Raw genomic sequence first — 23,619 nt, 5'->3', positions numbered from 1 at the left:
TAACAAAGTTCTTTCTTATTTTACAAAATCCATGCTTGTATTGCAATACATTGCCCCAGAGACTTTTAATTTTCTTGAAATTTTTCGCTATTCATGCCATAATTTCCCCGGTTTTTATTAATGGAAAGGAGCTTTCATGAAAAATCAAAATTTTGTGCGAAACCTTGTTGGAACGGCTATTCTTGCCGCTTTGGTTTTGGCCCTACAGCTATTGCTGGGAAGTCTGAAACTGGGCCCCTTTAACATAACCTTAACTTTGGTTCCCATTATTTTGGGGGCTGTGCTTTACGGACCGCTAAGTGCCGCCTTTCTGGGGGGACTCTTCGGCTTTTTGGTTTGCATTTCCGTGATTTCCGGAAATGACGCGGGAGGCTTTATGCTCTTCTCCCAAAAGCCCGTCATCACCTTGGCTCTTTGTATGATTAAAAGCACCGCAGCGGGCTACCTGTCCGGTCTGGTGGCAAGAAGCCTTGCCAAAAAGAATGCCACGCTGTCCCTATTTTTAGCCGCAGGAATTGCTCCTGTGGTGAACACCGGCATTTTCATTTTGGGACTTCTCCTATTCTTCCAAGATACCTTGGTGCTTTGGGCCAATGGGCAAGATAAAATAGTAGATTTCCTTCTTTTCAGTATTCTGGGAATCAATTTTACCGCGGAATTCTTGGTGAATCTGGTGCTTGTTCCCATTTTAGCCCGTATCTTACGAAACCTTCGCTTTGTAAAGCAAGAGCTTGCCGTTTAAGGAGAAAACATGATTTTAGCCATCGATTGCGGGAATACCCATACTGTTTTTGGAACCATTACGAAAGAGGGAGAAATTCAGAAGATTTTCCGTATGGAGAGTAGCCGGAGAAAAACCAGCTATGAATATGCCGCAGATATTGCCCAAATCTGTCAGCTTTTAGAGATTGATCTGCAAGGCTTGGAGGGTTCTATCCTTTCCTCTGTTGTACCGGAACTCACCACCTCTTATCAGAAGGCTATGGAGCTTCTCTGTAAGGGAAAATGTGTGGTGGTCAACAGCAGTAGTCCCATGAATATGAGCTTTGCCATGGCGGATCCCAGCGGTGTGGCTCCGGATTTGATTATCTCCGCTGTGGGAGCTAAAAATAACTATCCTCTCCCTGCCATTATTATCGATATGGGTACCGCCACCACCATTACAGTAGTGAATAAAGAGGGGGTCTTTATGGGTGGCGTAATTCTTCCCGGAGTGGGCATCTCCATGAATGCCCTGGCCAAAGAAACCTCTTTGCTTCCCAGTATCGATGTGGCACCTGCCAAGACCTTGATTTCCACCGACACGGTAGATGCTATGCGGGCAGGCATTATTTACGGCACCGCCGGCTCCTTAGACGGTATCGTGGAACATTTTCAGGAAGAACTGCAGGAGGAAGGTAGCGTAATTGCCACAGGAGGCCTAGCCCACCTGATTTGCCCTTATTGCAAACATAAGATGATCGTAGATGACAACCTGCTGCTGAAGGGGCTGTGGAAGATTTGGCAGCTGGAGCAGGATAGCTCTGAATCGAAGTAAAATGGTGTATACGCCTGATGCAGGATAGGTCTGAATCGGAATTAGGGTTACGCCTGAAGAAGGATAGGTCTAAAAAGAAATTGGAGTATGCGCCTGAAGCAGGATAGGTCTGAAGGGGGGCACGCTCTCGCTAGCCTCGCCACGTAGCGGATACTAAGCGAAAAACTGCGTTTCTCTTGTTTTTCGCAAGTACCGACGGGCTCAGACTTCCCCTATTTCAGACCTATCCTGTTCAGGCTGTTATGACTCGAACTTCCGCTGTTTCAGGCCTATCCTTCTTCGGGCTGTTTGACTCAGACTACCCCTATTCAGACCTATTCCACTTCAGGCTGTTATGACTCAAACTCCCTCTGTTTCAGCTCTATTCTGCTTCAGGCTGTTATGACGCGGATTACCCATGTTTCAGACTTATTACGCTTCAGATCGGATGGATGGGGCTGTGAAAAGTAAAGCAATTTTCATCAATATAGGTCTGAATGCGGGGTGGTCTGAGCTTGATACTTGCGAAAGACCGGTGAAGTGAAGGACTGTAAAATTCAATAATTGAAGCGATTGATGCAGTATGGGTCTGTAAGAGGGGCAAGCTGAGCCCATCGAAGCTTACCGAAAGCCGGTGGAGTGAAAGACTGTAAAATTCAATAATTAAAGCGATTGATGCAGTATGGGTCTGTAAGAGGGGCAATCTGAGCCCGTCAGTACTTACTGAAAGCGAGCTAAAGCGAAGCTTGAAGTTAGTACTATTACGAAGGCGAGGTTAGCGGGAGCGTGCCCCGATTACAGACCCATACTGCATCAGAGCGCATCGTTACAAAGAGTACAGTCCTTCACTACAAAGGGCGGGCTTAGCGAGAGCGCAACCCGAATTCAGACCTATGTTACTTAGAGAATTTTTTGATTTTGTACCGACCCTTTTATAAGAGTAAGATACCTAATATTACAAGCATTCCTATCGGGAGGGGCTGTCCTTCTATTCCCATTTGATAGATGCCTATGGGGGAGAGGTAGGGAATAAAGCTTGGGATATTGCTTAAGGAGGAAAAGTCTACAAAGCTTCCGCCCAGGAAGCTGAATAGAAGGCCAAGGCTTAAGGACAGTCCCCCTGCCATTTCCGCTCCAAATACGGAGTAGGATAGTCTTCTGGCAAAGCTGTAAAGGAAGAAGGAAAATCCCAGGGTACAAAGTAGCGGAAGGAGCAAATTCTTGTAGAGTACTGCAAGGCGGAGACCTCCTTCTTTTTCTATTCCCAAAATAGTTTTGCCTTCCAGCACAAGGAAAAATCCCAAGCTTAAAAGGCCGAAGAGCAGGATGCCGCTGAGATGGTATCGTATTCTTCCGGCGGGATAGGTTCTGCTTCTTTGGAAGACCCTTTTTTCTTCTTCTCTTCCCAATGCCGTTCCTAAGGAAAAAAGGAAGAAGTACAAGACAAAGCCTAATACGGCTTCCCTCTTGGGCTGGAACAGGCTTCTGCCCTTTTCTCCCTTCAGCTCTTGAATCTGATACAGGGGTTCTGTTCTCTTACTCTTTACAATGGACTCTTCTATAGCTTCTTTTTCCGTTTCGTTAAGGCTTCTTCCTAAAAGACTTTCCCCATAGGCAAGAGCGCCCTTCTCCATACGAAGGGTACTGCTGAGAGCGGCTACAATTTCCCGAATCCCCATTTCAGCCAAAGAATCCGCACTGCTTTCGTAATGTAGGCTTCCTCTTCCCTCCGTATCTCCGGTAAATCCCTCTTTAATCCAAAGTACCCCCTCTACACTGCCCTCCAAAAGAGCCTTTTCCGCTTCCCGATTTTCCACGACTTCCACTTGAAGCCCCTTTTCCTGCTGCAGCTCCTGAATTAATTCTTCACTCCAGGCTCCCTGATCTTCCCGTATCAGCATAAGCGAAAGCTTTTCCTTTCCCCCAACCCGGGAATAGGCAAAAAGAGAAAGAAGGAAAAGAACAAGCAAAAGGAAGCCCCTGCCGCCACCTAAGAGGAGGGAAAAGCGAAGGGAAAGTAAAGAGCAGGGAAAAGACAGGGCAGACTTTTCGTATGATTTGTCCTGTCCGTCGGGTCTATATTGTCTGTATTGTCCGTCTTGTCTATCCTGTCCGTATTGTTCGTCTTGTCTATCTTGTCCGCTCGGCCTATATTGTCCATATTGTTCATCCGGTCTATCTTGTCCGTATTGACCATCTTGACCGTGTTGTCCATCTTGTCTCTTGGATTCTCTCCGGAGCTTTCGGGAAAATGCTTTTTGCTTAAAAAATGTTTTAAGCTTAAAATATATTCCTGAAAGTATTCCTAAGGCAAGGGCCAAGGCATCCCATAAAAGCAGGGGAAGGGCAGTAGACAGTAAAGTAGAGAAGGAAAGTCCTCTCCGGACTCCCTCCAAGACCATTCGATTCACGGTAATAGGAGAAAGACGCTTCACAAGCTCCGGTGCATTACTCTCTCCGAACAGCTTTCCGGTATAGAGAATTCCCAAAAAGAGTAGGGAAAAGGATAGTAATTTTGCTGTGCTTTCCTCTCCCATAATTCGGAACAATTGATAAAAGAAAAAGAAGAAGCTCAAGAGCTCAACACAAAGAATGAAAGCAATCGGTATCAGTTGTTCTAGGGAAAGGTCTAAGGACTTTTGCAGTGCAAATAAACAGAGAAGCAAAAGGGGCAGTGCAGAAAGAAATAAAAATAAGAGCTTAGAAAGGAAAAAGCCTCTTCCTCCCAGCAGGGCAAATCGCTGGGGAATCCCCTTCTTTTCCTCTTCCGGCACTGAGAAAACGGAAGACAGAGCACAAAAGGCCAATAGGAAGAAAAAAATAAAGGAAAAGATGCGAAGGGAAAGTGCCTTCTCCACTTGGCTACTCTGCCCCTCCTCGTCAAATACAAGCTGTCGCTTTAAAACAGCCGTAAGCAATCTTTCCGAAGCATGCTCATAGAGGCTTTCTTCCTCTTGTTTGGAAAGACTTTCTCCATATAGGGCATGAAAAACCCCTTTACTGATTTCCTGTTCCTTCTCCATAATTTCCATAATGGAGGTGAAAATGCTTTGGAACAGGAGACTTTCCGTAGGCCGATTGGCATTTAAGCTTAAGTCTACCGGCTCCCCCTCAAAGCGATAGGCGGTATAAAAGAAATCCTTGGGGATTCGTAAAATGCCTACTACTCCCTCTTGGAAGGCCTTTTCCCTACCTTCCTGTCCGATTTCTCCCTCTTCCTTGATAACGGTAGAAAACAGCTCCACCTTCTCCATTTCCCGAATCAGGGTTTTGGACATAATGGTTTGATCTTCATCAATCACCATCACCGGAAAGGCCTGCATTTGACCGCTTTGTCCTTGAAAGAAAAAGGCAAAAAGGGGAAACAGGAGCAGGGGAAAGAGCAAAATAAACAGTCCTCCTTTTCGGAGAAATAACCTTCCGTCCTTCCAAATGGCCGCAAAAAATCCCTTCATTCTCTTCTCCCCTTAGTCCTTTTCTATCTTCACCCCTTAGTCTTGGGATGACTTCAATCCGATGATATACACTTCTCCCTTAGTTTTCCCTGTTCCAGAGTTAAAATTCTATCCGCCAGATCCTCCAGCTCCCCTCTTCCGTGGCTGATGAGCAGCATCCCTGTGCCTTGCTTCTTCATTTTTAAAAGCAGGTCTCGAATCCTGTAGTAGGATTCCTCATCACAGCCCACAGTGGGCTCATCCAAAAGCAAAATGCTTGGACGAAGCATGAGAGCCGATGCCAAATGCACCCGGCGCTTCATTCCCCCGGACAGGGCGGACAGCTTTTCCCGGCTTTTTTGAGAAAGTCCCAACTCCTCCAGAAGCCAGTTCCCTCTGGTTTTTAAAAGCCTCCCCGGTATTCCCTGAATTTTTCCGTAAAAAATCAAATTTTCCAAAGCCGTCAGACTGTCATAGAGGGACAGGTCCTGGGGCAGATAGGAAAGGCCCTTTCGAACCTCCTTAGGCATCCGGATTTCTCCCTCCTGATAGGGAAGCAGACCGGCAATTGCCTTTAAAAGGCTGCTTTTTCCGGCACCGTTTTCTCCGCGAATCCCTACGATTTCTCCTTTGAATAGGGAAAGAGAGAGCCCCTGTAATATGGCGCTCTCTCCTCTATGATACCTAAGGCCTAAGTTGTTTATCTCACAAAGGCTCTCCTTCATCATCCTGCAAGTTCTCCCTGTAAAGTAGTTGCTACCTTCGCTAAGCCATTTCCAATAGTCTCGCTCAACTTATCGAAATCCTCCTGGCTGTAGTTGGAAATATCCACTTCCTCTTCCTTCGGAAGTGTAGCTGTACCGGTCTTGGTGGTGTTCAGATTAATCTTCGCACTGCTAAAGGGCATATAGTAGTTCTGTAAGCCCTCTACTACAATCTCATGATCGCTGCTGCCCTTCTCTCCGTCAGAAACTGTAAGGGTAAGCTTTGCTCCCATTCCTGTAGGATCCTCTACAATATAGGTTCCGTAAGGCATTAAAGCGGAATGCTTGGTGGTATCAATCTTATATTCCAAAGCCTTAACATCCAGAACACCGTTACCGCCGGAAATGCTTCCCTCCAGCATCTTATCCTTTACGCTATAGCTGTTCTTTAAGTACATATTCTCGGAGCTGGAGCTTACAACATTAATCTGCTCGGTAACCTCTTTGCCCTTCTTGGCAATCTCCAGAGAGAAGGAATCGTCCTTTGTAGAAAGCAGAACCTGTCTTAAATCTCCGTCAACAACCGCAATCTGCCACTGGAATTCATTGTCCGCCATCTCCTTAGCGGTATCCGCAGCATTATCACGAATCTCCTTTGCCAGCTCACTAAGCTGATCCTTCGGCGTTTTTGCATCTCCCATGCCTAAAGCGCTGTCCCAGGTGCTGGTCGCATAAACATCCTCTAAAAGAGACTCTAAATCACTGTCCTTTTCTACCGTATCTGCCAGCTTCTCATAGAAATTCTTTAAATCTTCCTCTGTGGGCTTAAATACGTAAACCTCTCCGGTATACTTCTCCTTCAGATTCTCTAAGGTGAATTCCTTCTTTTCTACCGTTAAGTTATCCTTATTCATGCTGCCAACAAGGAGATCTCCGTACTTCTTGGAAATCTCTGCCAGACGCTTTCTGTTCTCTGCAGACTTCTTTAAATCCGGAGCCACAATATCCTGCTCGGTGAGATTCTTCATAATGGTCTTTAAATCTCCCCGATAGTAGTGCTCATCCGCTACAGGAATCGCAAAGCCGATCTTTCCGTCACGATAATCCGCAAAGCCTTCCAGTAAATCTGTACCCATAATCTTGGCACTTAAATTCACGATAAAGGAATTCTTCTCCGCATCCATGTCATACTTTAACTGAATCTGAGAATCCTTCAGATACTTATTCATTTCGTCACTGCCTTCGATTTCTCCGGTAAGGGTCATATCGGAAGACTGCTTTAAATCCTCGTTAATAAAGCCTAAGGCCACCATGGCATCCATCTTATCCTGGAGATACTTCTCCTGATAATGAAGGAACTTCTGCTCTGCGCTTAAAGCCACGCCACCGGAAAATAACTTCTTTCCAAAGGCAAAAAAGCCTGCGCAAAGAAGAATAATTACGGCAACAACAGGGATTAAAAGCTTCATGCCCTTCTTTCCCGCAGGAGCCTCCTCTAAAGTCTGTGCATAGGTATAGCTTGCCCGGGGCTCTGTAGGAGCAGCTTCTGTAGCTGTTGCAGCTGTCGCAGCACTTACTGCATGATCAGCATTCGCTCCAAGCTCACTGCTTTCTGCTGCAGTGCTTGTTTCAGCACCGGTAGCACCTGCCTCAGCGCTTACAGTTTCTGCGCCTTCCAGCTTTTCTCCGCAGTGCTCACAAAACTTCTCCTCGTCTTGGACTTCCTGTCCACAATTCGGACAATTTTTCATTCTGTTTCCTCCCTTTGTCTTCAATTGTCGATTGAACAGGCTTATTTTAACATATTCATAGAAATAAATCTTTTAAAATATATTAAATTTTTAAGGGGGTAGTCTGAAAGTTTGCATCCTAAAGCTTCGGAAACCAAAACCTCGAAAAGAAGAACGCAAAAGATAAAGTTCAAAAAAGCAAGGGCACAGTCAAATCATAGTAAGGGTGCAATCAGTCTCAAAGCGCCCTGTTTCATTCTGGTGAAAAGGCTTCGATTATGCCCCTTATCCGGGCTGACTTCCGTAGAAGTACGGAAAAGCTCATGGAAATCGTCCGCAATATCAAAGATACAGGGACTTTCATACAGCAGAACTCCATTTTCAAAATGATGGTAGAAGGAACGATAATCCAGATTAAAGGTTCCCACCGCCGCCATAACATGGTCTACCAACACCTGCTTGGAATGCATAAAGCCCGGTGTATATTCATAAATTCTGACTCCTGCCCGAAGAAGTCGGGGATAGTAAGAACGGCTAACAGCATAAACAAAGGTCTTGTCCGGAATTCCCGGAAGGACAATCCGCACATCCACCCCTCGCTTTGCCGCAAGACATAAAGCTCTGCTCATCTCATCGGTAATAATCAGATAAGGCGTGGTAATGTAAATGCTTTCCGTGGCGGACTGAATCATATTCAGATAGACGTCCTCTCCCAAGGGAAATCCGTCTGTTGGCGCATAGGCATAGGGCGCGCAATAGCCCTGTCCGGTATAACGATCCCAATGTCTCGGCAAATAATTGTAAAGTCCCCGCACCGGACTATCATCCATGGCATGCCACATTTCCAGGAAAAGCAGGGTTAAAGTACCTACCGCCTCTCCCCGAAGTCGAATACCTGTATCCTTCCAATAGCCGTAGGGAGAATGAATATTAAAATACTCATCCGCCAGATTATAGCCTCCGGTAAAGCCTATCTGACCGTCCACAACGGTAATCTTTCTGTGGTCTCGGTTATTCATGAAAAGATTCACCATGGGGACAATGGGGTTAAAGATACGACACTGAATGCCCCACTCTTCCAGTTCCTGCACAAACTTCGGATCAATGAAGCCGATGGAACCCACATCATCATAGAAAAGGCGAACCTCAACCCCTTCCTCCGCCTTTTTGCGAAGAATTTCCTTGATTTCTCCAAAGGACTGTCGATCCTCTATGGCATGATATTCCATGAAAATAAACTTCCTCGCCTGGGACAGGGCTTCCAGCTGTGCCTCCAAGCCCAGAGAAGCTTCCTTATAAAATACAAGCTCCGTGTTGCGATACACCGGAAACTTTCCGCCTCGCTCCAGATAAGCAAACTGATTTCCCACGGATTTATTTTCTTTTTTCAGCTGATCCGAAATCAAATGAGACTGATCCAGATAAGGGAAGAGCATGGCATCCGCCGCTTCGATTCTCTTCCGCATGGTTTTTGTAAAGCCTGAGCCGTATACCGAAAAATACAAGAGCATTCCCAAAATCGGAAAAGCCATAATCATAAAAATCCAGGTCATCTTAATAGAGGCATTGGTTCGCTTGGCAAATACCCCCAAAACCATGACAATAGAAACGACTCTGGCAAAAATGGACGCCCAAAGGTAACTTTCCGTCAAATAGTACAGAAAGAACCAAAACCATGTAATTTGTAAAATCACTGCCAGTATTACGAAAAGCAGGCGACCGACACTATTTTTTCTGTCCTCTTTGTGAAGGACCTTTCCCCGTTTGGGCATTTTTATTCTCCTTATTTCCAGAAAATCAATACTATTTCAAAACAACCCTGAGTTTTTCGCCGTTCCTTCGTTTCTTCTCCTGAATTTTAAATTCTAATAAAAAAAAAGAGGAAAGTCCAGCTTTCTCTCTTTTCTTCTTCGAACTGCACAATTTTTTCGTTTTTCGTGCCCTTTTTCTTCTAATTTTCTCTGATTACAGGGCAGTGGCAATTCGAATAGCCTCTTCCTCTTCCGCGGTAAAGCAGGTGTTTTCCAGCGCCTTCACATTTTCCCAAAGCTGTTCCTTCTTGCTGACTCCCACCAAAACGGAGGTGGTGGACTTATCCCGCAGCACCCAGGATAAAGCCATTTCGGAAAGGCTCTGTCCCCTTTCCTCGGCAATCTTTAAAAGCTTTGCAAGCATCTGCCGTTTTTCCTCGGTAAAGTCCTCTCTATGTAAATATCTTCCGTCCTTCATCATCCGGGAATCCTCGGGAATTCCCTCCACATAGCGGTTGGAAAGGAGCCCCTGAGCTAAGGGACTGAAACAAATAAGCCCCATGCCTTCTTCTTTAGCGGCAGTCTTTAAGCCATTTTCCTCCACCTTTCTATCCAAGATGGAATAACGGTTTTGGTTAATTACCAAGGGAAGCCGTATTTCCTTCGCAATCTCCACAGCCTTCTTCATGCTTTCTCCGTCATAGTTGGAGATTCCCGCATAAATTGCCTTACCGGACTGCACAATCTGAAGCATGGCCAACATAGTCTCCATCAAAGGGGTATCCGGATCCATACGATGGTGATAGAAAATATCCACGTAATCCAGCTGCATACGCTTTAAGGAAGCATCACAGCTTGTGAGCAAATACTTTCTGGAACCGCCGTTTCCATAGGGACCCTCCCACATATCATAGCCTGCCTTAGTGCTAATCAGAAGCTCTTCCCGATAAGGGCGAAAATCTCTTTGGTACAGAATACCGAAATTTCGCTCCGCCTCTCCATAGGGGGGACCGTAATTGTTGGCCAAATCAAAATGGGTAATGCCTAAGTCGAAGGCCTCCCTAAGAATATCCTGCATCTGCTCCTGAGAATTCCGTTCTCCGAAGTTATGCCATAGCCCCAGAGAAATCGCCGGAAGATACAAACCGGATTCCCCCGCCTTTCGATATTCCATGCTATCATAACGATTTTTATTGGCTACATAAGCTTTTCTAATATCCATCTTATACCTCCCGAGGCAATTTATTTTCCGGACTTCTCAAAAAAAGAAATATATTGGGGAAGCCCATCCACGAAATCACAGCTGTATTCTCCTAAAATCAAGGGGCGAAGATAGGCTAAGGCCTCCTCTTCCAGACTGTGTCCGTCCTTTCCGATCCAAGATAAAGGAATTTTTTTCTCCCGATTGGCCACTGCAGAAAGAGGAACTGCAGAATATTCTACAGCATATCCGATTCCCGCTTTAGGGGATTTCCCGGTATTGGAATTCTCCGAATCCTTCTGTTCGGGAGACTTCTCAGAAGAGTTCTGTTCGGAGGATATTCTCCGAAGAGACGACATTTTCCCGTTTTCTCCCAAAACCGCCAGCTCTACAGCCTGAGCCCCCAGTAAGAAGGACTCTTCCACATCGGTTTTCGAAAGCAAATGCCCTGCACAGCGCTGTAAGAGATTAAACTCGATGCTTCTGGTTTTCACCGACATTTTCTCTAAAATCATCTGCTCCAGTACCGCTCCCGCTCCTCCGGCAATGCTGTGGCCAAAGGCATCTTTGTTCCCTTCCTCTCGACCGTAGGTATAAAGGAATTTTCCGTTACTGTCCTTAATGCCCTCCGAAACTGCTACCATCACCTGGTCGGACTGCTGAAGAGCTTTCTCCACGTCCTTTTGGAACTGCTCCTTGGAAAAGCTCTGCTCCTCCAGATAAATAAGGTAAGGAATACTTCCTTTTTCTGCGGAAAGAGCTGCGGCGGCGGTAAGCCAGCCTGCATTTCTTCCCATCATTTCCACAATCATTACATATTTGGTATCATAAACCAGACACTCCCGCTCCAGCTCCAACAGAGAGGCTGCAATATACTTAGCGGAGGAACCGAAGCCGGGACAATGGTCGATTCCTTCCAAGTCGTTATCTATGGTTTTGGGTACCCCCACCACCACGATGTCCTCCCCCTGTTCCTTGCAGTAGGCGGACAGCTTCCAGGCGGTATCCATGGAATCATTTCCTCCGATATAGAGAAAATAGCCTATATTCCACGCCTTAAAAACGGATAAGAGCTCCTGAAACTCTCTTGGGTCTTCCTGAGGATTTTTTAATTTTAGACGACAGGAACCAAGAGCCGCCGCAGGGGTCTGAGCCAGTCTGGAAAAAAACGCCGCCTCCTGCCTTGTGCTTCCTTTTTCCAAAAGAAAGTCTCCAAAAGGAGAAAGGAGGATACTTTCTTCCTCTTTTTTCGGAAAACGCTCTTCCATCTGCTTTTCGGCGCAGGCCTTCAGCTCCACAAATTCCTCTGAAAACACGCCGGCAATGCCATGCTGTGCCCCATAGATTTTATCGATCTTTTCCTCCTGCATAGCCTTCCAGATTACCCCGGAAAGACTGGCATTGATTACCGCAGTAGGTCCGCCGGACTGAGCCACCAAAAGATTCTTTTTCATACTACTCCTATTCTACTTTAAGCCTCATCTCACCTATACCGTTCTTGGCTATACCACTCTTTACTTCTCTTTGCTTTACTACACTTATCTTTACTACACTTATCTTTACCACGCTATTCTTTACTACGCTATTCTTTATTCTGATTCTCTTTACTTCACTGCTCTATGTTAAGCTTTATGGGCATTTGCCCTACTTTCCCTTTTCTTCCAAAAAGTGAGACAGGAAGGACATGGGAAAGGGGGGAGAAGACAATGGCTTCACCGCAAGCTGCATTAAAAGCAGAGGATTATCATCCGCCAAAGCACGGTTTAAAGAGAGCTTTCCGCAGGACTTACAAAGGTGTAGAATGCTCCAATCCCCGTCTCCCTTGGAGATTACGCCGATGGGCTCCATTTGCCCATGACAAGTAGCTTTCCGATCTCCCGGCTCTTCATCCACATGGAGGCTATACAGGCAGTGGGGACAATGATTTCTATGCTGAGAACCTGCTCCCTCAGGATGAATTTCCTTTCCGCAGTGGGCACAACGAAAGCTTTCCAAGCAAGGAGTGAAACGATAATCGATGGAGCTTGACTTCCCATCCTTACCCAAGCCGATTTCCTTCCGTGACTCGGTATCCCTCTGCTCATCCGCATCCTTCCTCTGTTCTTCCCCCGGATTTCTTCGGGAAGCCACCGGCTTCTTTTTCTTTTTTAAAGGCATATCTCCGTTTTGCATGACTCCTACTTTCTTTTTCCCTTCAGCCTCAAACTTTTCCACCTTGTGTTTTTGCCATAACATTTTACTCTTCCGGCTTGTCAACAGAGTTTTCATGCCGGTCAACAGAACTTTTGGGCTCCGTAGCTCTTTTAGACTCTGTAGAGCTTTTGGGCTCCATAGCGCTTTCAAAAATGCTCCAAGGCTCTCCTTCAGGATTTTTTATTTCATACTGTCTTTCCTCTCCCGTTTTCAAATCCAAAAAGGAGAGCTGATAGCAATGTAAGCCCACTGTCCCTTTCTGCCGGGAACCGTACTTTCCGTCTCCGTAAAGAGGAAAACCCCGACCGGCAAACTGAGCGCGAATCTGGTGAAAACGGCCGGTTTCCAGCTCCACATCCAGAAGCATCCATTCCCCATTTTCCTCCAAAATCTTATAGCGGAGAATGGCTTCCTTTACGCCCTTTCGAAGGCTTTTCACCGGAAAACACTTCTGTTTTTTGTTGTCCTTATAGAGATAGTCCTGAAAGCATCCCTCCTCCGGTAAAGCTTTTCCCTCTTCTCCCTTGGGTACCACGATATGATAACGTTTTTTGATTTTTTTCTCTGTCAGCTGCTTGGACAAAGCCGCCGCAGCCTCCTTATTTTTCCCATACAATAAAAGACCGGAAGCCACCTTATCCAGGCGGTGGATGGGAAGGCAGTCCTTAGGAGCATCCTTTTCGCTATCCAGCCCTGCTTCCTTATAAAACACCAGGTAGTCTTTTGTTTCTTCGATAATCAAGCTTCCTCCTCGGGAATTTTCCCTATCCGGTCTGTACCGTCCCCTATTTTAACATAAATTTTCTATCCGAAAAGGGCGGTCTGGGGATTCTTTTCTTTTTCCGGCATTTCTTGTCATTTTCCTAAAAGAATGCTAGGATAAATGCCAGTTTGTCGGGCTTTTAAGGAGGAAAAATGTTTCTAGCAAAGAATTGGGTGGATTATGCCGTTTTGGACAGCTCTTCCGGAGAAAAATTAGAGCGTTGGGGAAAGTATATTTTGCGTAGACCGGACCCTCAGGTCATTTGGCAAAATCCTAAGAAAAATCCTCTGTGGAAAAAATGTAACGGCCACTACCACCGTTCCAAGGCCGGAGGAGGAGACTGGGAATTTTTCGACCTGCCCAAGCAGTGGAAGATTTCCTATGGGCTGAACGGAAATCCGGAGCAGAGCCTTGCCTTCCATTTAAAGCCCTTTGCTTTTAAGCACACCGGACTGTTCCCGGAGCAGGCTGCCAACTGGGACTGGTTTTCCGAAAAGATTGCAAAAGAAAAAAAGAGAAGACTGGAAAGAGGCGATAAAACCCCCATCAAAGTTTTAAACCTTTTTGCCTATACGGGAGGAGCCACCTTGGCCGCGGCAAAGGCCGGAGCAGAGCTGACCCATGTGGATGCTTCCAAGGGTATGGTGCAATGGGCCAAGGAAAATGCCGAACTTTCCAGTCTGGCTTCCGCCCCCATCCGCTATCTGGTGGATGACTGTGTGAAATTTGTGGAGCGGGAAATCCGAAGAGGCAATCAGTACGACGGCATCATCATGGATCCCCCTTCCTACGGCAGAGGTCCCAAAGGAGAAATCTGGAAAATCGAAGACAGCATCTATCCTTTTTTACAGCTGAGCGAAAAGATTTTGAAAAAGGACGCCCTCTTTTTCCTCTTAAATTCCTACACCACCGGATTACAGCCGGGGGTTATGGCCTATATGCTGAAGGATTTGATTCAAAAAAGCCGTGGAGGCATCGTGGATTCCCAGGAAGTAGGCTTGCCCATTGCAGAAAGCAATCAGGTACTGCCCTGCGGTTGTTCCGCCAGATGGTTTCAAGGGGAAGAACGTTCTTAAACCGTAAGCTTTTTGTCCTTTTCGTTAGGAAAAATTCGTTGTTTTTCCTATGAGAAAAAGATAGTATTATAAAGAGAAGCTGAAATAATATATTTTTACCATCCTTTAAGGATTGTCTATAGAGATTTGGAGGACAAAATGAAGAAGAGAACCCTACCCTTCCTGCTTCTTGCAGGAATCGGCCTTTTTTCCGGCACCGCTTTCGCAGCCGGCTGGAATGTAAACAGCAGAGGACAGCAGGTTTATCAAAATGATAACGGTTCTGTGGTGCAAAACTCCTGGATTAAAATCAATCAGAACGGCCAGACCATTTGGTATTATGCCACAGGAGACGGAAGCCTTAAGCAGGACGGCTGGCTGAAATTACAGGATTCCTTCTACTATTTTGACGGAAACGGCATTATGCAGACCGGTTGGGTAAATGATGATAATTATTACTGCGACCCCAGTACCGGAAAGATGATTACCGGCTGGAAACAGCTTCCCCTTCCCTCCGGCGTTACCGCCGACGAAAATCGAAAGGGAAATAACGGAAACTACTGGTTCTATTTTAATCAAAGCACCGGAGAAAAGCTTCGCTCCAAGGACGGTCATGTTGCGGTAAAGACCTTGGACAATTCCTCCTACGGATTTGATGAAAACGGTATCATGGTTACCGGTTGGGCAGAGGTAAATGATGCCAATCCGGAAATTGCCGGTTATGTATTTTTCGCAGAGAAAAACGATAATAAATTCAAGATGGGACAGCGTTTAAGCGGCACCTGGTACTCCACCGTAGGTCCTGAAGGAAACAGCAGCAAGCTTTCCTCTGGGGATGTGGAATGGTTCTATTTTAAGAATAATGGCCATCCCGCAGCCGGAAACGAAGGGGTGTACGAAGTCCAGAGAATCAATGATAAGCGCTATCTTTTCAATGAAAAGGGCAATCCCGTTTACGGCATCCAGAAGGGACGCACTGCTTCCAATGCTCCTGAAGGCTACTACTATTGTGGAGCCAACAAGGCGGACTGTTCCGTAAAAACCGGAAGAATGAATCTGGTGGACGGAGACGGAGACAACATCACCTGTTTCTTTGATCAAAACGGTCGAGGAATCACCGGCATTAAACAGGATTACCTGTACTTTAACGGACGTCTCCAAAAGGCGGATCAGGGCTCCCGTTATCAGAAGGTCACCCTTCCCGGACAAAACAGAAGTTACGTAGTGAACGAGTCCGGCAGAGTCATGAAGAATAAGACCAAATACCGTGACGGAAACGGCAATAAGTGGTCTGTCAATGCCAGCGGTGTGATTACCTTGGATGAGGGACTGGACAGCGTAGAGCTTCAATCCCCGAAGGTTACCGATCTGGATTAAAAGAAAAAGGAACTGTAAAATCAAAAAATAAAAATTTTCGGCAATATAGGTCTGAATGAGGGGCAGTCTGAGCCCGACGGTACTTGCGAAAAACAAGAGAATCGCAGTTTTTCGCTTAGTATCCGCTTCGTGGCGAAGCTAGCGAGAGCGTGCCCCAATTTCAGACCTATATTGCGTAGAAAATCTTTTTGATTTTTACAGTTCCTTTTATAAGTTTAAATTCAGACTCGTAAGCCTATCGAGCATAAGCTCCTTCGGAAAGAAGCTGTCCCTTCATCCGATACAGGCCTTTGTGTACCGCGGGAACCAAAAGTACCCCAAGGGTAAGAACCATTTCCACGGAAATATAGCTGATATTATAGCTGAAGGAATACCAAATGGGATTCATGCCTTCCGGGGCATAAGAAGCAAAGAACAGTACGCCGGATAAGAAGGCGAAGAAAAAGCGTCCCAGACAAGCCACAATATAGCCGATAAAAAGGCCATGTTTCTTTTGGGAAAATAAACCGGATAAGCCTAAGGCGGTAAAGGCTAAAACATAATCCGTAATAAACTGGGCAGGACTATAGAAATAGGGCTTCAAAATAAAGCTCAGAGCTCCATAGGCCAAACCGGACAGGAATCCGTAGGTGCCGCCGAAGAAAAATCCCGGCAATGTGGCAAAAAGCATAGAGCAGGCGGTAACAGATCCTCCCATAGGCAATGAAAAAAGATTAATCATTCCCAGTACCAAAGACATAGCTACGCAAACTCCGGACAAAGCAATCTTCTTAGTATTATTATGCATAAAAAAATCCTCCTATGCTGTCCAAAGGACAATGGAGGGCTCACTATAGCTTCCCTACGCTGGCATTATCCAGGTCAGGTTAAAGGGTTGGTTTTCACCTCTCAGCATACAGCGCCCCTAGCAACAGTATCAGTTTAGTCCGAATAGGATGGTTCGTCAAGTTAAAGGATTTTTGCTATTTCATAAAAAATTCTAAAAGCTTCTTTTTCCTATAGATCCAAAGCATCCCTTTCCTATAGAGCCATAACAGCTCTATTCTTTAAATATTTCGGCTCTCGAAATACTACTAAGCTCTTCCTCCATTTAAAAATCTCCATAAAGGATTCGCATACTTTTGAAGAAGATAAGCTGTAGCTTGGGATAAAAGCAGACAGTAAATTGGGCTCAAACTATAAAAGCAAAAGAGCAAAGCCTCCCCCGCTTCCGGAAAAAAATGCTTTTGCAGCATAAACCAAAGTCGCAAAAAAAGATAATGCACTGCATAAAGATAAAAATTATGGTCCGCATACTTTTTTCCAAAGGCAAAAAAGCCCCTTTGGCAAAGAAGAAGCAGGAAAAGCGCGGTACTGATGCGATACAAAACCGTTGTCAAAAGCAAAAGCCCGATGGTCTTTCCCAAGATTGTATAGCCATAGCAAAGAAGGGCTGGGAGCAGGAGGAGAAAGAGGAAAAATGCAGATTTCTCCTTCGTATTTTCATAAGATACACTCTTCCCCTCCCCGGAAAAGCCAAAACCAAGCAATGCCAAATAAGCACCAAAGCTATAGTAAAAAGCCGCATCCTCATTGAGATAGGGTATATCCAGGCGAAAATACACCAAGCCAAGAAAGAATAGGGGAAAAACGCCAAAAAGCAGGTTCCCCAGCTTCGAAGAAAAACATTTTCGAAACAGAGAAAGACCTAAGGCAAAGAATGGACAGGCGTAGGTCAGAAGAATCAGCTGAAAAAAATACCAAAACACCGGCTGATAGCGATAAAGAAATATCCCCTCAAAAATCCCGTGAATACTAAAGTCTGCCTTTTGAAATAAAAGATAAAGGATAGTCATTCCGGTATTCCAGAAAAGATAGGGAAGGACATAGGAAAAAAAGCGTTTTCCAAGCTTCTCTCTCCATTGGGAAAGGCTCTGCAAATTCCGGAAAAACAGGTAGCCACTGACAAAGAAAAATCCGGGAACCGCTACCTGCCCTAAGAATTCCGAAAAGAAAAACTCCCATTTTTCCAAAAAAGAGCTCTCAAAAAAGGGTAGCCTTGCTACGCTCTGCAACTCTTCCACGGAAAAATGGGTGCTATGAACAAAAACCACCAAAAGGGATAATAAAAAACTATATTGGGGAAATATAGAAAGAAGGCTTGTTTCCAAGCCTCTCTTTTCTTTACATATCATCTTCCAACTCTAAGCTAAACTGCTCTGTCTGGGAAGCTCTGGCTTCCTTATATTCAGAAACTCTCTTATTGATTCTGCCCACCGGATCCAAGATAGAGGAAATGGAAATGTCATGGTTCATATTATCAATGAGCAGGGCAATATACTTCGCCATGCTTACATTGATATACCATTCTCTCTTTAGCAGCTCTTCCGGCTGATAAATCAGGTCTGTGGTCAAAACTCCCGCAAGAATTCCGGCTGCATAGGCTTCATCGAACTTGTTAAGACCGTTGGTAAATAAGCCGAAGGTACAGCAAGCATAAACTCGCTTTGCCTTTCTGTCCTTTAATGCCTTGGCTGTATCGATTAAAGACTCTCCGGAGGAAATCATATCATCGATGATGATAACGTCCTTTCCTTCCACATCCGTTCCCAAGAATTCATGAGCCACGATAGGGTTCCGTCCGTTCACCACCTGGGTGTAGTCTCTTCTCTTATAGAACATACCCATATCTAAGCCTAAGACATTGGCATAATAAATGGCACGATTCATTCCGCCCTCATCCGGGGAAATAATCATCATATGATCCTTATCAATGTCCAAATCATTTACATTCATCAGAAGTGCCTTAACGAACTGGTAGGTGCAGGAAACATTGTCAAAGGAGTCTCTGGGAATGGCATTCATGACTCTGGGATCGTGGGCATCGAAGGTTAAAAAATTCTCCACGCCCATTTCATGAAGCTCCTGCAGCATCATAGCGCAGTCTAAGGACTCTCTTCCGGATCTCTTATGCTGTCTGGACTCATACATGAAGGGCATAATGACGTTGATTCGCTTAGCCTTTCCTGTTGTTGCCGCAATCAGTCTCTTTAAATCCGCATAGTGGTCATCCGGAGACATGTGATTCACATGGCCGAAAATGGAATAGGTCATGGAGTAGTTCATCACATCCACCATCAAGTAAATGTCCACGCCTCGTACGGACTCCAGGATTTCTCCCTTTGCCTCTCCTGTTCCGAATCGGGAAATTCTTGTGGGAACAATGTAATCCGATTTCTGATACCCTGAAAAAGCAAGAGTTTCCTTATGCTCACTTTCTCTCTTGGTTCTCCAGGTAACCAAGTAATCGTTTACCTTCTTTCCCAAGGGCTCAATGGACTTCAGCGGCATCAAAGCCAAAGGTCCTACCGGAATACGCTCAATGAACTGTGAAGTTCTGGAATCAGCCATGACTATTCTCCTTCCAAATATATAGACACTTACGGATTAAAAATACAGGAAAGCAAAGAAAAAGTCTATGCTCTTTTTTGCTTTTAGGAAAAAACTTTTGTCGAAGAGATTTTAGGGGAGGGGCGACGGAAAGAAATCAAACTTGCTTTGCAAGTTTGACTCCCTATTCTCTGCCGAAGCCGCTCTTGAAATATAAATATTTCAGAGGCGCCTCCGGTAGAGAACAGGGAAAATGCTTCGCATTTTTCTTTCCTTACAATCTGGCAGTATCCTGCAAGTTTGATTTCTTTCTTCTTAGAGTCTCTGGTCTTTCCCATATAAAGGAATGATTTCGTAGTCGGACATAAAGCGGGACACCACTCTGTCGGAATACATCTCCCTAAGTTCCTTAAAATTCAAATTTGTAGATATCAGCATGGTTTTTCGGTCCAATATCCGTTGATTCAGCAGGGCGAAAAAGCGGGAGGTGGTGAAGCTGTTGGAAAACTCCGTTCCCAAGTCATCTATCAGAATCACATCCACCTCTTCGATGTAGTCTTCCGTATCTTCTTCTCGCATCCTTTTGGAAAAATACTCAAAGAGTCCTGTGGCAGTAAAGTACAATACACTTACGCCTCTATCCAACAGGGCCTTGGCTATGGAGTGAAGAAAATAGGTTTTTCCGGTTCCGGTACTTCCGGTAAATAAAATGCTGCGGTTATTTTTCGGGTATTCTTCGCAGTAGTTTATCAGATAGTCCCGAATCTCCTTAATATATTCCCGCAGGGTTTTGTTTCCGCACTGGCCCAGCTTCTCTATATTGTCGAAGCGCTCCAACTGGAACTTGGAGAAGTTCTCCCGTTCCAGCACCGCCCCCATACGGGACTGTCGGTACAGAAGCTCTCCCTGTAGCTTTAAAAAGCATTGGCATTTCTTCCCGTCCACATATCCGGTATCCTGACAAAGGGGACAAAAATGCTCTTCTTCCTCTAAATCCTGTATCTTATAACCCACGCCTTCCAAAAGAGCTTTCTTTTCTTTATGCAGCTTTCCGATTTCTTCCTTGAGTCGAAGGAATCCCTCACGCTTTCCCTGCTGCATTTCTCCGGCAACGGATAAAGAGAAGGCTCTAACCTTCTCCTCCAGCTCTTCCAGTTCCGGAAGCTTACGGAATATCTCTTCCCTTTTCTCTAAATATCTTCTATGGGCTTCCAGCTGTCTTTCTGAAAGTATCCTCTGTATCTCCTGAACCTGTCCGTTACTCAGTGCCATGCTTTGCCTCTTCTCTACTTAGCGGTATGAAACTGTCCAAGTCGTTCTAAGGCCTTCTGCTTAGCCAAAGAATCATAGTCTACCTCTTCCTGACTGAAATTCAGGAAACGATTGCCCTTCTTCTCTCCGGAGGAGCTTCCGCCCTTTCCTTTCGAAGAAAATGTATTTCCGCCGGTCTTTCCGTCTCCGTTTCCTGCCTTCATGCCCTTCGCCATATCAAAATTCTTCACATGCTCTCTGGCTGCCCGAACATCTCGAATGCCCAACTCGTGCCAGTCCACCGCCACCTTCTGCATATAGCGGCAGTTGGTCTTTTGCAGGCTGCAACAGTAGTCTAAGAAAAATTCAATCAGCTCCGCATCCATTTCCAGAGACTGATACATATATTCAAAAAGCTGCACATGGGAAGGCGTTACCACAGGCATCAAATGCTTGGCTACAAACAAAATGCCGCCAAATTCTTCCTCATCGATTTCCCGCTTTTTTCCGTCCATTTCCTGTTTTTGCTCATCAAAAAAAGAAGTCCTTTCCATACGGCTCAGCCTCTCTTTCTGAGACAGCTTTTCCTCGGAAAGAAGAGCCGCCTCTTCCGACTGCAATTCCCGCTCCAAAGCTCTGGCCGTTCCCTCTTTTAATACCCCCTTTTTCTCCCAAAAAAGGATGGCTCTTTTCACGTCCTGGTCAGTTAAGCAAAGGGCCTCACCGATTTCCTTGCCCTTTAGCTTTTCTTTTTGATGGCGAAGCAAATACAGATACACCTTCACATAATCTCCATTGGCTTCGGCTACATATTCGTCTATAAATGCATTCGGAACACAAGTAATCTCCGCCTGGATTCCCTCTTGAAACTGTATCTCCATCTCTTCCCTTTCTCCCCTAAGTCGTCGGTGAGCAAATCATAACATAGGAGCTTTTTCAGTTCAAGAAGACTACTCCACAAGTTTATCCACAGGACTTATCCACAGCAATGTGGATAATGTGGGTTTCTTTTTTTATTTTCTTTAAAAGCTTGATTTTACTGGGTTTATCTATCCTTTTTTGAAGGATTTTCCCTCCGGTTATCCACAATTCTTAGGTGGATTTCCGGAAAATCAGGAAAGAAGAAAATAATTTTCTTTCCCCCAACTCCCCCGGCTTGAAGAAGATAAAAAAGAAGGTTTCCACCATTTGGGAAAAGAAAAAATTCCTTTTCTTCCACGATGAAAAACCTTCTTCAAAAAATTCTATTCTTCTCTCTCCGCACCTTCCAAAGAAAGCAAATCCTCTCCCACGTCTACGATATTTCCCGCACCCATGGTGATTAAAAGGTCTCCCTCCTTCACATGCTCTAAAATATACTTCTCAATGGATGGAAAATCCGGAATATAGTACACATTGGTGTTTTGAGAAAGCATTAGCTTCCGCAAATCATCCGAACTGATGCCTACGGTATTTTTCTCCCTGGCGGCGTAAATGTCTGCCAGAATAATCTCATCCGCCTGGGCCAAAGCTCCCGCAAAGTCCTCCATTAAAGCCTTCGTTCTGGAATAGGTATGGGGCTGAAAAACAATCCACAGCTTTCTATGAGGATACTTCTGTGCCGCCGCAATGGTTGCCGCAATCTCCTGCGGATGGTGGGCATAGTCATCAATAATGGTAAAGCCGTTAATCTTTCCCTTTCGCTGGAAACGACGATCCGTTCCGGAAAAACGATGCAGAGCCTCCTTGATATCCTCAAAGGAAATCCCCAAATATCTTGCCACCGCAATGGCAGACAGGGAATTGTAGATATTGTGCTCTCCGGTAACGGAAAGTGTCACCTTGCCTCTATCCTCTCCGTGCTCAAAGAGGGTAAAGCTGGGTCTTGCATAATGGTCATAAGAAATAAAATTCGCCGTATAATCCGCGTCCCCATGACCGAAGGTAATTATCTTCCGTCCGCCCAAATCCTCTAAGAAATACTCATAATGAGGAATATCCTTGTTGATGACCACAAGGCCATCCTCCGGCAATCTTTCGATAAAGGTCTTGAAGGAATCCCGAATCTCATTAATATCCTTGAAAAAGTCCAGATGGTCTGCTTCCACATTTAAAATCACCGCAATGCTGGGGAAGAAGGAGTGGAAGGAGTTGGTGTACTCACAGGCCTCTGCCAGGAAAATGTCGGATTGTCCTACCCGAAGATTTCCCCCGATATCCTTCATCATCCCCCCCACCGTAATAGTAGGATCCTTTGCCGCCTCCATAAGAATCTCACCGATCATGGAGGTGGTGGTGGTTTTTCCGTGGGTACCGGCCACATTGATCGCCGTAGCATAATTTTGCATAATGCGTCCCAGAAGATCTGCACGAGTCATCATGGGGATGCCTCTGCGCTTTACCTCCTGAAACTCCTCATTGTCCTCGGAGATAGCGGCGGTATACACACAAAGCTCCACCCCATCCTGAATATTTTGACGGCTTTGGGGAACAAAGACCTTGATTCCCAAGCTTTCCAGGTGCTCTGTCAGAGGAGAAGTTTTGGCATCCGATCCGGTTACGGTAAAATGACGATCCAGCAGAATTTCCGCCAGGCCGCTCATGGAGATACCCCCTATTCCGATAAAGTGCACCCAAAGTGGTTTGTCAAAATGAATATCGTACATATTTCCTCCTAAAGCATTTCCTTACTACTGCTTAGTTGTTGAGCTCTCTACTTCCGTCCTATACCATAACTTCTCTATCTTACCAAGGAGAAACTTTTCCTCCGGCAAAATACCGGCTTTTCTGTTAAACTCCTGCGCCGAAAAGCACTTCCTTCCGACCTTCTAAAGCCAAAAGCAATACATTTCCCAAAACACCTACCGCAATGACCTCTCCCAGTCCCACGGTAGCAAAGAGGAAGGGATAGCTGTCCGGTACCCCATAAGCATACTGTAAAACGAAGGGCACAATGATGGCATTGGCCAGTATGGGCGGAACGCATACCAGGAACTTATTCTTGTTCCGAAGCTGATAGCTTAAAATTGCAGCAATCAGGGTAGCCAAGGTTCCGAAGATAACATCCGGCATGGCCGCTCCGGAAAAGAAGTTTCCTAAAAGACAGCCCACTGCCAAGCCCGGTACAGCCGCAAAGCTGAAAAATGGCAAAATACAAAGGGCTTCCGCAATACGGAACTGAATCGCCCCGAAGCTGATGGGCTTAAAAATCAGCACCAACGCCACATACACAGCAGCAATCAACGCCGCCTGGGTTATCATCTTGGTTTTTTGATCTTGAAAATGCATAAATTCTC

Annotated in this window: 19 protein-coding genes and 1 riboswitch; of the genes, 4 read left to right on the top strand and 15 right to left on the bottom strand. The window is 45.5% G+C overall.

What is annotated here, in order from left to right:
• The first annotated feature begins 136 nt into the window (after positions 1-136).
• Both HNQ46_RS11115 and HNQ46_RS11110 read left to right on the top strand, forming a co-directional pair.
• Complete coding sequence (locus HNQ46_RS11115; protein ID WP_183684742.1) at positions 137-742, top strand: ECF transporter S component; 606 nt, start codon at positions 137-139, stop codon at positions 740-742.
• 9 nt (positions 743-751) lie between these two features.
• On the top strand, positions 752-1,537 hold the full coding sequence (locus HNQ46_RS11110; RefSeq protein WP_183684741.1) for a type III pantothenate kinase: 786 nt from the start codon (positions 752-754) through the stop codon (positions 1,535-1,537).
• A 911-nt stretch (positions 1,538-2,448) separates the two neighbouring features.
• Here HNQ46_RS11110 and HNQ46_RS11105 read toward each other — a convergent pair.
• The 8 genes from HNQ46_RS11105 to HNQ46_RS11070 form a co-directional block, all read right to left on the bottom strand.
• Positions 2,449-4,971 carry an ABC transporter permease gene (locus HNQ46_RS11105; protein ID WP_183684740.1) on the bottom strand — a complete coding sequence of 841 codons (2,523 nt, stop codon included), beginning with the start codon at positions 4,969-4,971 and terminating at the stop codon, positions 2,449-2,451.
• Between the two features lie 53 nt (positions 4,972-5,024).
• Positions 5,025-5,678: an ABC transporter ATP-binding protein gene (locus HNQ46_RS11100; RefSeq protein ID WP_243155927.1), complete on the bottom strand. Its 654-nt coding sequence runs from the start codon at positions 5,676-5,678 to the stop codon at positions 5,025-5,027.
• Positions 5,675-7,405 carry a zinc ribbon domain-containing protein gene (locus tag HNQ46_RS11095; RefSeq protein WP_183684739.1) on the bottom strand — a complete coding sequence of 577 codons (1,731 nt, stop codon included), beginning with the start codon at positions 7,403-7,405 and terminating at the stop codon, positions 5,675-5,677. Before HNQ46_RS11095 ends, HNQ46_RS11100 begins: the two co-directional genes overlap by 4 nt.
• Positions 7,406-7,599: 194 nt before the next feature.
• Positions 7,600-9,156 carry a cardiolipin synthase gene (gene cls / locus HNQ46_RS11090; protein ID WP_183684738.1) on the bottom strand — a complete coding sequence of 519 codons (1,557 nt, stop codon included), beginning with the start codon at positions 9,154-9,156 and terminating at the stop codon, positions 7,600-7,602.
• Positions 9,157-9,349: 193 nt separating this feature from the next.
• Positions 9,350-10,357, bottom strand: a complete 1,008-nt coding sequence (locus HNQ46_RS11085) for an aldo/keto reductase (RefSeq protein ID WP_183684737.1) — start codon at positions 10,355-10,357, stop codon at positions 9,350-9,352.
• A 20-nt stretch (positions 10,358-10,377) separates the two neighbouring features.
• A complete protein-coding gene (locus tag HNQ46_RS11080; RefSeq protein WP_183684736.1) occupies positions 10,378-11,790 on the bottom strand; it encodes a 6-phosphofructokinase in 1,413 nt (470 codons plus the stop codon).
• Between the two features lie 190 nt (positions 11,791-11,980).
• On the bottom strand, positions 11,981-12,508 hold the full coding sequence (locus HNQ46_RS11075; RefSeq protein ID WP_183684750.1) for an RNHCP domain-containing protein: 528 nt from the start codon (positions 12,506-12,508) through the stop codon (positions 11,981-11,983).
• Positions 12,509-12,572: 64 nt separating this feature from the next.
• Entirely contained in the window at positions 12,573-13,271 is a 699-nt protein-coding gene (locus tag HNQ46_RS11070; protein WP_243155926.1) for an RluA family pseudouridine synthase, read from the bottom strand.
• Between the two features lie 173 nt (positions 13,272-13,444).
• Between HNQ46_RS11070 and HNQ46_RS11065 the strand changes: the two genes are divergently transcribed.
• Together HNQ46_RS11065 and HNQ46_RS11060 are read left to right on the top strand one after the other, a co-directional pair.
• Positions 13,445-14,368, top strand: coding sequence for a class I SAM-dependent methyltransferase (locus tag HNQ46_RS11065; RefSeq protein WP_183684735.1), 924 nt, complete (start codon positions 13,445-13,447; stop codon positions 14,366-14,368).
• 138 nt (positions 14,369-14,506) lie between these two features.
• Positions 14,507-15,724 (top strand): cell wall-binding protein, encoded by a 1,218-nt coding sequence (locus HNQ46_RS11060; protein ID WP_183684734.1) that lies wholly within the window; start codon positions 14,507-14,509, stop codon positions 15,722-15,724.
• Between the two features lie 235 nt (positions 15,725-15,959).
• Here HNQ46_RS11060 and HNQ46_RS11055 read toward each other — a convergent pair whose 3' ends face one another.
• From HNQ46_RS11055 to HNQ46_RS11025, 7 genes are all read right to left on the bottom strand, one after another.
• Positions 15,960-16,511, bottom strand: coding sequence for an energy-coupled thiamine transporter ThiT (locus tag HNQ46_RS11055; protein WP_183684733.1), 552 nt, complete (start codon positions 16,509-16,511; stop codon positions 15,960-15,962).
• A gap of 34 nt (positions 16,512-16,545) precedes the next feature.
• Positions 16,546-16,640: riboswitch (TPP riboswitch) on the bottom strand.
• Between the two features lie 157 nt (positions 16,641-16,797).
• Entirely contained in the window at positions 16,798-17,898 is a 1,101-nt protein-coding gene (locus HNQ46_RS11050) for an acyltransferase family protein (RefSeq protein WP_183684732.1), read from the bottom strand.
• Complete coding sequence (locus HNQ46_RS11045; protein WP_183684731.1) at positions 17,888-19,114, bottom strand: ribose-phosphate pyrophosphokinase; 1,227 nt, start codon at positions 19,112-19,114, stop codon at positions 17,888-17,890. Before HNQ46_RS11045 ends, HNQ46_RS11050 begins: the two co-directional genes overlap by 11 nt.
• Positions 19,115-19,408: 294 nt before the next feature.
• Positions 19,409-20,365: an ATP-binding protein gene (locus tag HNQ46_RS11040; RefSeq protein WP_183684730.1), complete on the bottom strand. Its 957-nt coding sequence runs from the start codon at positions 20,363-20,365 to the stop codon at positions 19,409-19,411.
• A 14-nt stretch (positions 20,366-20,379) separates the two neighbouring features.
• Positions 20,380-21,225: a DnaD domain-containing protein gene (locus HNQ46_RS11035; protein WP_007157454.1), complete on the bottom strand. Its 846-nt coding sequence runs from the start codon at positions 21,223-21,225 to the stop codon at positions 20,380-20,382.
• A 363-nt stretch (positions 21,226-21,588) separates the two neighbouring features.
• Positions 21,589-22,989: a UDP-N-acetylmuramate--L-alanine ligase gene (gene murC / locus HNQ46_RS11030; protein WP_007157456.1), complete on the bottom strand. Its 1,401-nt coding sequence runs from the start codon at positions 22,987-22,989 to the stop codon at positions 21,589-21,591.
• Between the two features lie 124 nt (positions 22,990-23,113).
• A complete protein-coding gene (locus HNQ46_RS11025) occupies positions 23,114-23,611 on the bottom strand; it encodes a QueT transporter family protein (protein ID WP_040648880.1) in 498 nt (165 codons plus the stop codon).
• Positions 23,612-23,619 lie beyond the last annotated feature (8 nt).

Source organism: Oribacterium sinus (assembly GCF_014202695.1).
Classification (GTDB): Bacteria; Bacillota; Clostridia; order Lachnospirales; family Lachnospiraceae; genus Oribacterium; species Oribacterium sinus.
The sequence above is the reverse complement of the archived record's forward strand: the minus strand, read 5'-3'. Positions and strand labels throughout refer to the sequence as shown.

Coding starts and splice junctions, on each gene's coding strand:
- HNQ46_RS11115 (WP_183684742.1), top strand. CDS start 137: ATGAAAAATCAAAATTTTGTGCGAAACCTTGTTGGAACGGCTATTCTT.
- HNQ46_RS11110 (WP_183684741.1), top strand. CDS start 752: ATGATTTTAGCCATCGATTGCGGGAATACCCATACTGTTTTTGGAACC.
- HNQ46_RS11105 (WP_183684740.1), bottom strand. CDS start 4,971: ATGAAGGGATTTTTTGCGGCCATTTGGAAGGACGGAAGGTTATTTCTC.
- HNQ46_RS11100 (WP_243155927.1), bottom strand. CDS start 5,678: ATGATGAAGGAGAGCCTTTGTGAGATAAACAACTTAGGCCTTAGGTAT.
- HNQ46_RS11095 (WP_183684739.1), bottom strand. CDS start 7,405: ATGAAAAATTGTCCGAATTGTGGACAGGAAGTCCAAGACGAGGAGAAG.
- cls (WP_183684738.1), bottom strand. CDS start 9,156: ATGCCCAAACGGGGAAAGGTCCTTCACAAAGAGGACAGAAAAAATAGT.
- HNQ46_RS11085 (WP_183684737.1), bottom strand. CDS start 10,357: ATGGATATTAGAAAAGCTTATGTAGCCAATAAAAATCGTTATGATAGC.
- HNQ46_RS11080 (WP_183684736.1), bottom strand. CDS start 11,790: ATGAAAAAGAATCTTTTGGTGGCTCAGTCCGGCGGACCTACTGCGGTA.
- HNQ46_RS11075 (WP_183684750.1), bottom strand. CDS start 12,508: ATGCAAAACGGAGATATGCCTTTAAAAAAGAAAAAGAAGCCGGTGGCT.
- HNQ46_RS11065 (WP_183684735.1), top strand. CDS start 13,445: ATGTTTCTAGCAAAGAATTGGGTGGATTATGCCGTTTTGGACAGCTCT.
- HNQ46_RS11060 (WP_183684734.1), top strand. CDS start 14,507: ATGAAGAAGAGAACCCTACCCTTCCTGCTTCTTGCAGGAATCGGCCTT.
- HNQ46_RS11055 (WP_183684733.1), bottom strand. CDS start 16,511: ATGCATAATAATACTAAGAAGATTGCTTTGTCCGGAGTTTGCGTAGCT.
- HNQ46_RS11050 (WP_183684732.1), bottom strand. CDS start 17,898: ATGATATGTAAAGAAAAGAGAGGCTTGGAAACAAGCCTTCTTTCTATA.
- HNQ46_RS11045 (WP_183684731.1), bottom strand. CDS start 19,114: ATGGCTGATTCCAGAACTTCACAGTTCATTGAGCGTATTCCGGTAGGA.
- HNQ46_RS11040 (WP_183684730.1), bottom strand. CDS start 20,365: ATGGCACTGAGTAACGGACAGGTTCAGGAGATACAGAGGATACTTTCA.
- HNQ46_RS11035 (WP_007157454.1), bottom strand. CDS start 21,225: ATGGAGATACAGTTTCAAGAGGGAATCCAGGCGGAGATTACTTGTGTT.
- murC (WP_007157456.1), bottom strand. CDS start 22,989: ATGTACGATATTCATTTTGACAAACCACTTTGGGTGCACTTTATCGGA.
- HNQ46_RS11025 (WP_040648880.1), bottom strand. CDS start 23,611: ATGCATTTTCAAGATCAAAAAACCAAGATGATAACCCAGGCGGCGTTG.